Raw genomic sequence first — 13,095 nt, forward strand, 5'->3', positions numbered from 1 at the left:
CAGATAAATGAATTGTTATAATCATCCTTTAAATTCAGCCGTAGCAACCTGCGTCGATTGCGGAAAAGGCTTATGTGTAGAATGCTCCGATAAGTATACAATACCCATATGTTCCACATGCAATAGGCACAGAATCAGCAATGAGAAAAAACAAATCAGCAATGAATTTTTATTGATGGCAGCAGTCGGCGGATTGTTTTTTCTAATATACCGCGGGCTCGAGACGCCTCTAGCTTTTAAAATAACAACAATATACGCAGGAGCTTCGTTGGTAGCAGGCTGGCGTTTTTTGAACAGAATAACACCACAAATGTTTTTATTTTTACCGCTAATTGGCTGGTTGTTTTATTTCTTAGTGAAGGAAGTTGTCGCAGGATTCGTTGGATTCTTCTACCTCCCATTCAGAGTGTTTCGAAACATTAAAAGGCTTAGGGAATTAAATCAAATTCCTAATTAATTAATATCAATCGGTTTGCGAGATTAAAATTGCAAACCGATTTTTTTGTTATACCAAAAACCTAAAAAATATCAATATAAAATTGTGCTGCATAAATTCGTTTAGCCACACATCAATTTTGTAAATTTGTAGCTTAAAATTTAAACAACAATGGATTCAAAAGTAATTTTAATGATTTTAGATGGTTGGGGACAAACTCAGAACGCTGAGGTTTCAGCCATCGCTCAAGCCAAAACCCCATTCATAGATTCATGTTATGAGAAATACCCACATGCAGAGCTTAATACATCTGGTATGGCAGTAGGTTTGCCAGAGGGGCAAATGGGTAACTCAGAAGTAGGGCACATGAACATCGGGGCAGGACGCGTAGTGTACCAAAACTTAGCTAAAATCAATTTAGCCATCGAGCAAGGTACATTGGCAGAGCAACCAGAACTTAAAAAGGCATTTCAATTTGCTAAAGATAACAACAGAGATTTACATTTTATTGGATTAGTTTCAGACGGTGGGGTACACTCACATATCAATCACTTAAAAGGATTGTTGAAAGCTACCAAAGATTTCGGAATCACAGACAATGTGTACATTCACGCTTTTACAGACGGTAGAGATTGTGACCCAAAAAGTGGTAAAAAATTCATCGCGGAAACCATCGAGAGCGCAAATGAAAATGTTGGTAAATTAGCGTCTATCGTAGGTCGTTATTACGCAATGGATAGAGATAAAAGATGGGGTAGAGTAAAATTGGCTTATGATGTTATGGTAAACGGAGTGGGCGAAAAAACTACCGATCCAGTAGCCGCTATCCAAGCGTCTTATGACGAAGGAGTAACAGATGAGTTCATAAAACCAATCGTTTGCACAGACGACAGCGGAAATCCAATCGCTAAAATCAAAGACGGCGATGTTGTGGTATTCTTCAACTTCCGTACAGATCGCCCAAGACAAATCACCGAGGCACTTTGCATTCAAGATTTCCCAGAAGAAAACATGAGAGCATTGGATCTTTACTATGTAACCATGACTTGCTATGATGAAACATTCAAGAAAATCCATGTTATTTACAACGAAGATTTATTGCAAAACACCATGGGAGAAGTCCTAGAAAGTGCGGGAAAAAAACAAATCAGAATCGCAGAAACAGAAAAATATCCGCATGTTACATTCTTCTTCTCAGGAGGTAGAGAAGAGCCTTTCAAAGGCGAAAGCAGAATCCTTTGTAATTCGCCAAAAGATGTGACTACCTATGATTTAAAACCAGAAATGGCGGCAAATTGCATCAAAGATAGCATTATCCCAGAATTGCAAAAACAAGAAGCAGATTTCATTTGTTTAAACTTTGCAAACGCAGACATGGTAGGGCATACAGGAGTTTTTGAAGCAGCCGTAAAAGCTTGCGAAACCGTAGATTCATGTGCGGAGGCAGTAACCAAAGCAGCATTAGAAAACGGATATAGCGTTGCCATCATCGCAGACCACGGAAACTCAGATATCATGATTAATCCAGACGGAACGCCAAACACTCAACACACCACCAATCCAGTGCCTTTCTTCTTCATCACTCCAAACAATGATGCAAAAGTAAAAGACGGAAAATTAGGTGATTTAGCACCAAGTTTCTTGAAATGGATCGGAGTAGAGGTGCCAAAAGAAATGACTGGAGATATAATCATCGAGCGTGTATGATCAAAAGTAAATTAATCGCCATAGATTTCGACGGAACCATCGTAGACGATGCCTATCCAGCAGTAGGGCGTGCCAAGTTCTTTGCATTCGAAACATTGAAGAAACTGCAAGCAGATGGTCATCGTTTAATCCTTTGGACATATCGTCACGGCAAAGAATTGGAAGACGCTGTAAATTTCTGTAGAGAAAACGGCGTTGAGTTTTATGCCGTAAACAATAGTTTTGAGGGCGAGAACTTTAACCCAGAAAAAGCCAGCAGAAAACTGAATGCCGATATTTTTATCGATGATAGAAACCTTGGCGGATTTCCTGGTTGGGGCGAAGTCTATAAGATTATCAACGAGAGAATTCAATTCAATATCGAGGAACACGGAGAGCATAAGTCTAAAAAGAAAAAAGGCTGGTTCGGTTTCTAAAATTGAATGAAATAATCCCATAAATCATTTAGATTTATAGCTAAAACGAGTATCTTTGTACATCAAAAGGTACTCGTTTTTTTGTGCCTGAATTTAAAAATATAGTAAAAATGATTTTTTTAAAGACTGCAGAAGAATTAGAGCTGATGTATCAAAGTGCTCAATTAGTTTCTAAAACCTTAGGCGAAATAGCCAAAATTATAAAACCAGGAGTTACAACACAACAAATCAATGATTTGGGCGATGAATTTATAAGAGATAATGGCGGGTATCCTGCCTTTTTAGGAATGTATGATTTCCCAAAATCACTTTGTATCTCGCCCAATGAGCAAGTCGTGCACGGGATTCCAAACGATGAGCCATTGCAAGAAGGCGATATAGTGTCGGTAGATTGCGGTGTGTACATGAACGATTTTTATGGAGACCACGCTTATACCTTTGCTGTGGGCGAGGTAGATGCCGAAACTGAAAAGCTTTTAAAAATCACCAAAGAAAGTTTGTATGAAGGAATCCGAGCATGCCGAAAAGGAAATCGCATTGGCGACATAGGGCATGCCATTCAGCATTATTGCGAACGCGAGGGCTATGGTGTAGTGCGTGAGCTAGTGGGGCATGGATTGGGTAGAAAAATGCACGAAGATCCGCAGGTGCCTAATTACGGACGCCGTGGCTCTGGAAAAGCCATCAAAGATGGACTGGTTTTAGCCATTGAGCCAATGATAAATATGGGGACAAAACGCGTGAAATTCCACAAAGATGGCTGGACAGTTACCACGAGAGATAATCAATATTCAGCACATTTTGAGCACGATGTTGCCGTAGTAAATGGCGAGCCTAAGTTGCTTTCGACTTTCCAGTATATTTACGACGCACTCGGCATAGAATCCGACGAGGAAAAAGAATTTTTGTTTAAATAATAAAAGCAAAAAAATATAAAATATTAAGTATTTTCTTCAATTAAGTGTTTTTGGTATACTTATTGATTTGAGCATGCGAATTAAAAAAATAATATATGAAGAAAATACTTTTAGCAATTAGCTTTTCGTCTTTTGTTTTAAGCTGTAGCAGTGATGATTACACTCCAGCCACACCTAAAGAAACAGAAAAGCCTAAGGAAGAGGCTGTGGTTCCAAATAAGCCAGATGAACCAAAGGCTGATGATGGAAACGAAAATCCAGAAAACACTGGAGATGAAGAGAATGGAGATAATACAAACTCCGTTGTCGGGAAGCCTGATGATTTCCACATGGGGAATCGCTCTTATGCTAGCTGGAAAGAAGATGTGGATTATATCGGAGGTTTTGATATTGAAACTCTTTTAAGTGGGGCTGATAATCAAAAATATGATGCGGCTTATTTTAGCCAATTTATCAAGATATTCTCATCTAGTCCAAACGGAAACAATTTCTACACTTTTCAGGCAGAAGACTTTAAAGATGTTGAGATTAAAGACTTAAAGTTTGATATTGGTAGAAATGTAATTACATTTAAAACTAGCTACAAAGGCGTAAAAAGTGAAATTACATCTTCTTTAAAATTTGATTTGGCTAATTTTTATGATCGAAAAATCAAAATAAACGAAGATTTCGTTGCATCTCACTACATGAGAGGGATTTATGAGGAGCTTGGAGGTTTTATCGGGAATTTATTAAACTACGACGATGAGAAATACAATCTAGAGTTAGCGGGGTCAAAAAACAAAGATGAATCCAATAACTCTTTAGGTTTTAGCATTCGCGTAACAGATAAAAAAGATAAGTATATAACAACGGTTTATAAAAACATCTCAGGATTTAGGCCTCTTTCTAGTCTGCAGGAGGAGCTTTCCATTGCTCCTACTTACGAATTGCGAGAGAAAATCAAGGAGAAAATAGATAGAAATAAAAGAAACATTAGCCTATTGGAGCTATTAAAACCATCGGTAAACGAATGGATGAAGTCTGCCGATTTCTACTTTAATAACACTGATTTGGAATGGAGAGGAGATCATTATTCAGCTAGAGGGTTTTTAGATTTGTATATAGGTTCGCCTAGATTTGAGCTGATTTTAGCAACAAAAGAAGACAATTGGTTGATTTTGAAAGTGAAAGTGGTTCAGATAAATGAAGTGCCTACCGATTTGGTGTATAGCTTAAGAGTTTCAATTAACTAATAATTGAAAATTAACTTCAATAAAATAAAAAAAAGCAAGGATTTTTATAAATCCTTGCTTTTTCTATTTGGTGATATTAAATTGTTTAATTAAGCTTCGTGAAAAGATTCTTCTCTCAATTCAATTTTTTTATCAATTAAGCTACATTTTACTTCAAAGCGAATAAGCTCATCGGTCTCCTCGGTGAAATCTTCCACTTCTCCAGTCCATACAAGGTGCAGTTTTCCACTTTTGCTGGTGCTGAATTTCAATTCATTGTTATTTACTTCAAAATCATCTTCGTTCACACTTAGATTGGTGTAGAAAACTTCTTCCACTTCGCCCTCTTCGTCTTCCACTTCCACGGTGCTTTCTGGGATTTCGTAGGTTTTCCCAGTGAGTTTCTTTTTATTTTCCACATCAATTGGGAAATCATCAACGCTAAAAACTACTTTTGGAAATTCGTTTTGTAGAGAATCTTCGGCCAAGTGGTCGAGGCTTTCGGTTGATTCTATTTCAAGAACTAGGCAATTCTTTTTTCTTAAATAAACTACCTTGCAAAATGACTTGTCTACTTGGTAAACAAAAGTTTCTTCTGGGTGGAAGAATTTAATGGTACCGCTCATGTTGTTTTTCTATAACTTTTTATTGTTTCAAGATGCGAATATATACAAATTGAATAATTATATCAATCTTTCGGAATAAAATGTTAGTTATTTGTGAATAAAATCAGCAATTTTAGCTGAATTAAAGACTTTTGGATTAAAAAAAAGAGGGAAAAACGAAATTTCCCTCTAAGCATTATTTTATTAATAATTAATTAAATACCTCGGTCGATGTCAAACGATTCAAGATATTCTGCCACTCGTTTCACAAACATACCGCCCAGAGCTCCGTCTACCACGCGGTGGTCGTAGGAGTGGGAGAGATACATTTTGTGGCGAATGCCTATGGTATCGCCTTCTGGCGTTTCAATCACGGCAGGTTTCTTTTGGATACTTCCGATTGCCATAATCGCCACTTGTGGCTGATTGATGATTGGAGTGCCCATTAAATTACCAAAGCTACCAATGTTTGAAACGGTGTAAGTTCCTCCTTGGATTTCGTCTGGTTTAAGCTGATTATTTTTAGCTCGGTATCCCAAATCATTGATTTTTTTAGCCAAACCAATTAAATTCAATTGATCAGCATTTTTAATCACAGGAACAATCAAGTTTCCGTCTGGTCTTGCAGCAGCTATACCGATATTGATATTTGCTTTTTTGATGATTTTGTCGCCATCTACAGAAACATTAATCATCGGAAAATCTTTAATAGCTTTCACAATTGCCTCTACGATGATTGGCATAAAGGTGATTTTTTCTCCCTCGCGTTTTTGGAACGCATTTTTCACACGATTTCTCCATTGAACGATGCGCGTCATATCTGCCTCTACAAAGGAGGTAACATGCGGAGAAATTTGCTTGCTGTCTAGCATGTGTTGAGCGATGATTTTTCGCATGCGATCCATTTCGATGATTTCATCGTTTGCACCTAGGCTTATGGCTTTAGGGGCAGGGCTAGGAGTTTGCGTTTGCGGTGCTGAAGCTGCTGGGGCAGGAGCAGAGGAAGTGTTTGGTTGCTGGTCTTTTTGTTCCAAATAACGAAGCATATCATCTTTGGTCACTCTACCATTTTGCCCAGAACCTTGAATGCTGTTTAACTCTTCGGCAGAAATTCCTTCTTTGGCAGCGATAGAACGCACAAGTGGAGATAAGAATTTATCGCTTTCGCCCAAATCAATGCTAGCAGGCGTTTTTACTACATTTAAAGCCTTTTCAGCCTCTTTTGCGGCTTGAGCTATTTCAGGGCTAGGTTCTGGTGTCGGTGCCTCAGATTTGGGCGTATAAGCGGCTGGTTCCTCTTCGTCGCCATCGGTAGTGATGATAGCCATTGGCTCGCCCACTTTAGCAACGCTATCTGTAGGGATAATGATTTCTTTTAAAACACCACTTACAGGCGAAGGAACATCAGAATCCACTTTGTCGGTGGCTACTTCTACAATCGACTCATCTTCTTCGATGCTATCGCCTACATTCTTTAGCCATGCTGTAACGGTGGCTTCCATGATGCCTTCTCCCATGGATGGAAGTAAAAATTTATATTCTGCCATAATTGTGTTTTTGGGTTGGTTTCTACAAATGTACTAAATTTTTGTTTAAAAAAATCGCGCGTTTTGTGATTTAATTTATTTAGAAAAGACTTTTTTGCACTTATTTCAAAATCGTTTAGCCAAAAGAAAAGCGAGGTGTTTTTGCTAGCCTCGCTCTCTCAAAATTATTTGAATGAAAAAATAGATTAAGCTTCTTTTAAAATTAAATTGATGACAATTTTAACCTCGTTTGCAGTTTTCACAGCATTGTAGAAAGTAGGAGGAGTTATATTGAAATCAGTCATCAAAAGATCTTTTTCTGCTTGAACGGTGTAGAACCCTTTAGTCTTTTTAATTACAACAGGCAATTCAATGCTGCGGGTTACATTGTTTATGGTTAAATTGCCTTTTACAACTCCGTTTTTCAATTGGTCTGCAGTAAAAGTGATGTTAGGGTGTTGTGCAGTATTGAGTGCCTTGTAGGCGTTAGCATCCATTCCTTTACGATTGCTTTGTAAATCCTCGGCTTTCATTACAAATTTAGCATTCTCTATCGCGTTTCCGTTAGCAGTGCCTGAAAAGTCTCCATGATAAGCGTTCATTTGCCAATCGTGAATAGTGGAAGTTCCGCTTAGCTGAATTTGAACTCTAGAGGTTTTTAAGGCTTGTGCATTTAATAGAACGCCAAAAGTTGAAAATAAAATGAAAAAAACGGCTTTTAAGTTTAAATTTTTCATGACATTAAAATTTTAGTTATTTTGTATTTTTTTTATTTTGATACTCAAATTTACGATTAAAATTATTAAATCTTCAAATTTTTGATCGGAAAATTATCTGATTTTTATTAGTTTTTATTTTCAGACATTTCGCTACGCTGAATAAGTTTTGTTAAAAAATAGATTTGCTCAGAAAATCTACTTAGAAAAATGCATTTTCATAGGTTTTTAGACTAAAAAAATGATTATTTCTAATTTATTTCCTTTTTTTGTTTTATTTAGAGCCTTAAATTACATTAAAAAATTTAAATAAACAAAAAAAACGCAAGCTCAATTTTGAACTTGCGTTAAATTATTTTTTAAAAGTCCTTTAAATAAAGGGAATGCTTATTAATTGTTGTTAAATGCTTCTCCTCCAAAATCCCAAGTCAATCCAAATCTTAAAGTGTTTTGTAGAGCATTATTTACACTATTGGTAGGGATTAAGTAAGATAAATCCAATCCAAATGAGTTGAATTTAAACCCAGCCCCTAGAGTTGCATATTGTCTAGCTCCTTTTTCTACACTTTCGTGGAAATAACCAGTTCTGAAGGCAAAGGCGTTGTTGTAAACATACTCAGCACTCAGTGCCCAAGTGATTTCTTTTAATTCTTCAGAGAATCCATCTGGCGCGTCGTTAAGCGAGCCGAAGATACCTGAAACAACTCCTTTGTTAGGTACTTTATAATATGGATTCCCTTGCCCTTTGACTAATTCGCTAGGTGTTGGCACCAAAAGTTTATTAAACTCAGCTCCCACAGTGATTTTATTTACATCATCAAGCAAGAAATCGTAAGTGGTACCTAGTCTCAAATTAGTAGGCAAAAAGCTTTCTAGCTCGTCAGAATCAGAATAATCTAATTTAGGACCAATGTTGCTAATGTTGAAACCAGCTCTTAATTTACCATTGATATTGCCAATAGTCATTAAACCTGACTGATAAAATCCTGCGACATCCACAGCAAAAGAGTTAGCTGCTTTAGTAGTAGCATTTTGGTCATTGTTATTTAAATCCGAACGGATATAGCGACCTGCCACAGCCATACCATAATTGTCAGTCAATCGTAGACCATAAGATACATCAAGAGAGAATTCATTTGGTTTTGCTGTACCTAAGCTTACAATGTTGTCTGAGCCCGCAACAATACCATTTAATTTTACTTCACCTATATTAAAGTAATAAATACTCACCCCGAGGGCACTTCTTTCTTCCTCACCTAAATAGGTATGAAAAGTCCCGTTTAGTAAGAAAACATCATCAGTGATTTTGCCCAAGTATGGCGTGTATGAAACACCCACTCCAGAATGACTTTCGCTGAAAACATATTTTGCAGGGTTCCAGTACTGCGAAAAGGCATCAGCCGAGGTAGCAACCCCCATGTCTCCAAGTCCGCCCGCACGCGCGTCTGGAGAAATTCTTAAAAAAGGAGCCCCCGTGAGCACTGGGCGATAGCTTTGTGCATTTGAATTTAAAGCTAAAAACGCTGTTAAACCTAAGACTAGTAATTTTTTCATTATCTTAAATTGTTGTTTACTAAATATTTATTTGAAAGGACATTGTAGAGATACCCTTTCAAAAGATTTATGGCACAAATATACCATATTTAGTTATAATGCCAAACATTTAAAAATCATCTTATGATAAATGGTATGTATAGAAATCGTTAAAACTGCGCATTCAACCCATAGTTCTTGGAAAGGGAATAAAACAATGGAATAAAAATAATTTCGCCAAAGTTTATAAATTATATTTTAGCTTAATACATAAATTAATTAAAATACATATCTTTGCGGGGAATTTATGACCTTGAGCAAAGTAGCGTATTGAATAAAAAGCTTAAATAAAAATTGCAATATTCAAACTAAATTTTTTTCTTTGCAAGGTTATATTATTGAGTGAAATTAGTAATTAAAATTATACGAATGAATAAAAATAAGTTCATTTATGTTTTAGGACTGCTAGCCTTCGTAAGTTTCTCAAGCTGTGGAAGAAGCGGGAAAACAGGCGGTGGAACTAAAAGTTATACTAGTCGTACTGGTTGGAAACCAAATGATAAAAAAGGTTGGTTCTTCCAAGGTAAAAAAGAAAAACAAAAGGCCTCTCAAGGAATGGTTTACATTGAGGGAGGAACTTTTACCATGGGGCAAGTGAAAACCGATGTGATGCGTAACTGGGATAATACCCCACGCCGCATGCAGGTACGCTCTTTCTACATGGGAGACACAGAGGTTACAAACATTGCGTATAGAGAATACATGTCTTGGATCAATTATGTATTCCCTACCACAAATCCAGAGAATAAAAACATCAACGATGGTATCAAGCCAGATACCTTGGTTTGGGGAAATAAACTTTCTCGTAACGATTTATACTCGCACGAGTATTTAAGAAATCCATCTTTTGATTACTATCCAGTAGTGGGAGTAACTTGGTTACAGGCGGTTCGTTATTGTGATTGGTTGACAGACCGTGCAAACGAAAAAGCTATGATGGATAAAGGGTATATAAACAAAGATTTATACCTAAACGAAGATGTGAACTTGGGTGCAAATCACTTTAATACCGAAAAATTCCAGCAAAATCCTGGGCAAGTATTTCATGGCGATGGCGTAATTGATTCAGCTAAAATCATGAAAAACTTAAAAATTAAGACCAAAAATTCTAGAATTAATTATAGAATGAGCATGCATGCAGGATTAGTTCCAGCATTCAGACTTCCTACCGAGGCGGAATGGGAATATGCTGCACTAGCATTGCCAGGAGATAGAATTTATAACAGCTACCTAGGAAAACCAATCGCTCAAAACGAAATCAGACAACAGAGAGGAAGAAAGCGTGGAGAGTTTATGGCAAACTTTAAGCGTGGTCGTGGAGATTACTCAGGTATTGGAGGTTGGGGTAATGACGGTTTTGCGGTTACAAACGATGTTAAACAATACCCATCTAATGAGTTTGGTCTTTATGGAATGTTAGGAAATGTTGCCGAATGGGTGGCAGATGTGTACAGACCATTGATTGACGAAACTGCGAGTGATTTTAACTACTTTAGAGGAAATATTTATACCCGCAAAATTCAAAATGGCAATGGCGATTTTGAAGTATACAAAGAAGGCGAAGTAGCTTATGATACTTTAAATAATGGACAGTTATTAGCAAAAGCTCTGCCAGGAGCCTACAAAAAGGAAGTGGTGGAAGATGCTAGAGATTACGAAGATGGGGACTATCGTTCATCTTTGGATATCGGAAAAGCTGAAACAGATCCGAATGCTACAGACCCAAATATGTATAACTCGCCAGCAAGAAGATTTAGAGTGACAGATGATGGGCGTGTAGTGCTAGAAAAAGATCCAAAACAGAGATATACAGAGATCAGCAACAGAACTAGAGTTATTAAAGGAGGATCTTGGAAAGACAATATTTATTGGTTAGAACCAGGGCAAAGACGATTCCTTGACGAGGGCTCAGCAACCTCTTGGATTGGTTTCCGTGTGGCGCAAGATTACACAGGAGCTAACGAAGCAACCCGAACTAAAAGAGGCGTTGTAAAACAAAGATAATCGAATGTAAATTCAATAGAAAAAAGAGGTTCAAAATAAGATTGAATCTCTTTTTTTAATAAAATAAAAAACACATGAAAGTAGAAGATTTCTATCATAAATTTAAAGACGGATTAAAAATCTCGACCGATTCCCGAAAAATCGAAAAAGGCGATATTTTTATCGCGCTAAAAGGAGAAAACTTTAACGGCAACGCCTATGCCGAAAAAGCCATTGAGCAAGGAGCTGTTGCCGCTATTGTGGACGAGGCAGCATTTGAAAATATGGCTAAAAACATATTTTTGGTGGAAAATAGTTTGAAGTTTTTGCAAGATTTAGCACATTTCCATAGAAAAGAATTAGGCATAAAAATCATTTCGCTCACTGGAAGTAATGGCAAGACGACGACCAAAGAATTAATCGCTCAAGCCTTGGGCGCAAAATTCAATGTGGCGTTCACGCAAGGGAATTTAAACAATCATATTGGCGTGCCGCTTACTTTGTTAAGCCTAAACAAATCACACGATTTGGCAGTAGTAGAAATGGGTGCAAATCATCCACGAGAAATTGCTCAACTTTGCGAAATTGCAGCACCAAATTTTGGCTATATTACCAATTTTGGAAAAGCACATTTAGAGGGATTTGGTAGCGAGGAAGGTGTGGTAAAGGCAAAATCTGAGTTGTATGATTTCTTGCGTGCGCACAATGGAAAGGCATTCATTAACAAAGACGATGCAAAGCAAATCAAGCAAACCAATGGAATGGAGATCATTAGTTTTGCATTTGAAAACGAAGCCGATTATCAATACAAGCGAATTTTAAAAGAAGGAAAAGCCGGAGTTGAGGCAGACGAAACGCTGATTCAATCCAATTTGGTGGGAAATTATAACCAAAACAATATCGCCGCGGCAACAACCATTGCGCGATATTTTGGTGTAGAGTTTCCTGAAATTAAAAAAGCAATAGAAGCTTATAACCCAACAATTAACCGCTCGCAGACGATTGAACAAAATGGCAAGAAAATCATTATGGATGCCTATAACGCCAATCCGAGCAGTATGGAAGTTGCTTTAAAGCACTTTTCGTATTACGATGGCACCAAGGCAGTTGTGCTAGGCGATATGTTTGAATTGGGGGCGTTTTCTGCCGAAGAACACCAGAAAGTAGCTCAATTAGCAAAAGATTTAAATTTTGACGAAATCTTTTTAATTGGAGAAAATTTTAGTGCCAATACAAATCCAGAATTAGCTGTATTGACTTTTAAAACCAAAGAGAAATTTTTAGCCTTTATCCGAGAAAATCATGTGCAATCACAAAGCATTTTAATCAAAGGCTCACGCGGTATGCAATTGGAGAAAATCCTTCCAGAATTGTAATTTTAAAATTATTTAAAAAATATTAAAAAAGCCGATTTTTTAGAAAATCGGCTTTTTGTGTTTTTAGGAGGAAAGGAAATTTTAGTCAAATCCATTAGCGAATTGTCCTTTCACCTCCAAGATGTTTTCTTCCACTTTCTCTTTCAAAGATTGCTGATACTCTGCCACAGCTTTAGCCACTTCAGGCTCAAACGCACCGACTATTCTTGCCGCAAGCAGTCCGGCATTTTTAGCAGCGTCGAGTGCCACGGTAGCCACGGGAATTCCGTTTGGCATTTGTAGAATGCTTAGCACGCTATCCCAGCCATCGATGGAGTTGCTTGAGTGGATAGGCACGCCAATCACAGGCAAAGTCGTGAGCGATGCAACCATGCCTGGCAAGTGAGCCGCTCCGCCAGCACCTGCGATGATTACTTTTACACCTCGTTCTGCGGCACCTTTGGCGTATTCAAACATGCGTTCTGGAGTGCGGTGTGCAGACACGAGTGTGAGCTCAAAAGTGATGCCGAGTTCTTGTAAAATTTCTGCAGCAGCCTGCATTTTAGGTAAATCGCTTTGGCTTCCCATCACGATAGATACGGTTGGTTTTTCTATGTGCATAATTTT

The 13,095-nt window shown here is 37.6% G+C and carries 11 protein-coding genes; 6 read left to right on the top strand and 5 right to left on the bottom strand.

Annotation, left to right across the window (positions count from 1 at the left end; all coding sequences use genetic code 11):
• Window positions 1–607 precede the first annotated feature (607 nt).
• From gpmI to ORNRH_RS09005, 4 genes are all read left to right on the top strand, one after another.
• Complete coding sequence (gene gpmI / locus ORNRH_RS08990) at window positions 608–2,143, top strand: 2,3-bisphosphoglycerate-independent phosphoglycerate mutase (protein WP_014791537.1); 1,536 nt, start codon at window positions 608–610, stop codon at window positions 2,141–2,143.
• Window positions 2,140–2,559 carry a BT0820 family HAD-type phosphatase gene (locus ORNRH_RS08995; RefSeq protein WP_014791538.1) on the top strand — a complete coding sequence of 140 codons (420 nt, stop codon included), beginning with the start codon at window positions 2,140–2,142 and terminating at the stop codon, window positions 2,557–2,559. The genes gpmI and ORNRH_RS08995 overlap by 4 nt, the downstream gene beginning before the upstream one ends.
• 110 nt (window positions 2,560–2,669) lie before the next feature.
• Window positions 2,670–3,476 carry a type I methionyl aminopeptidase gene (gene map / locus ORNRH_RS09000; RefSeq protein ID WP_014791539.1) on the top strand — a complete coding sequence of 269 codons (807 nt, stop codon included), beginning with the start codon at window positions 2,670–2,672 and terminating at the stop codon, window positions 3,474–3,476.
• A gap of 95 nt (window positions 3,477–3,571) precedes the next feature.
• Window positions 3,572–4,711 (top strand): hypothetical protein, encoded by a 1,140-nt coding sequence (locus ORNRH_RS09005; RefSeq protein ID WP_014791540.1) that lies wholly within the window; start codon window positions 3,572–3,574, stop codon window positions 4,709–4,711.
• A gap of 89 nt (window positions 4,712–4,800) precedes the next feature.
• Here the strand turns inward: ORNRH_RS09005 and ORNRH_RS09010 are convergent, their stop codons facing one another.
• From ORNRH_RS09010 to porV, 4 genes are all read right to left on the bottom strand, one after another.
• The gene (locus tag ORNRH_RS09010) at window positions 4,801–5,316 is read right to left on the bottom strand and encodes a hypothetical protein (RefSeq protein ID WP_014791541.1); all 516 of its coding nucleotides are present in this window, start codon (window positions 5,314–5,316) and stop codon (window positions 4,801–4,803) included.
• A 194-nt stretch (window positions 5,317–5,510) separates the two neighbouring features.
• On the bottom strand, window positions 5,511–6,842 hold the full coding sequence (locus ORNRH_RS09015; RefSeq protein ID WP_014791542.1) for a dihydrolipoamide acetyltransferase family protein: 1,332 nt from the start codon (window positions 6,840–6,842) through the stop codon (window positions 5,511–5,513).
• A gap of 185 nt (window positions 6,843–7,027) precedes the next feature.
• Window positions 7,028–7,558, bottom strand: coding sequence for a YceI family protein (locus ORNRH_RS11695; RefSeq protein WP_014791543.1), 531 nt, complete (start codon window positions 7,556–7,558; stop codon window positions 7,028–7,030).
• 369 nt (window positions 7,559–7,927) lie between these two features.
• The gene (porV, locus tag ORNRH_RS09025; RefSeq protein ID WP_014791544.1) at window positions 7,928–9,091 is read right to left on the bottom strand and encodes a type IX secretion system outer membrane channel protein PorV; all 1,164 of its coding nucleotides are present in this window, start codon (window positions 9,089–9,091) and stop codon (window positions 7,928–7,930) included.
• 408 nt (window positions 9,092–9,499) lie between these two features.
• Between porV and gldJ the strand changes: the two genes are divergently transcribed.
• Together gldJ and ORNRH_RS09035 are read left to right on the top strand one after the other, a co-directional pair.
• A complete protein-coding gene (gldJ, locus tag ORNRH_RS09030) occupies window positions 9,500–11,134 on the top strand; it encodes a gliding motility lipoprotein GldJ (protein WP_014791545.1) in 1,635 nt (544 codons plus the stop codon).
• 74 nt (window positions 11,135–11,208) lie between these two features.
• Complete coding sequence (locus tag ORNRH_RS09035; RefSeq protein WP_014791546.1) at window positions 11,209–12,489, top strand: UDP-N-acetylmuramoyl-tripeptide--D-alanyl-D-alanine ligase; 1,281 nt, start codon at window positions 11,209–11,211, stop codon at window positions 12,487–12,489.
• An 81-nt stretch (window positions 12,490–12,570) separates the two neighbouring features.
• On the opposite strand, the gene purE is transcribed toward ORNRH_RS09035, so the two are convergent.
• Entirely contained in the window at window positions 12,571–13,089 is a 519-nt protein-coding gene (purE, locus tag ORNRH_RS09040; RefSeq protein WP_014791547.1) for a 5-(carboxyamino)imidazole ribonucleotide mutase, read from the bottom strand.
• Window positions 13,090–13,095: the final 6 nt, after the last annotated feature.

The sequence above is a fragment of the Ornithobacterium rhinotracheale DSM 15997 genome (assembly GCF_000265465.1).
GTDB lineage: Bacteria > Bacteroidota > Bacteroidia > Flavobacteriales > Weeksellaceae > Ornithobacterium > Ornithobacterium rhinotracheale.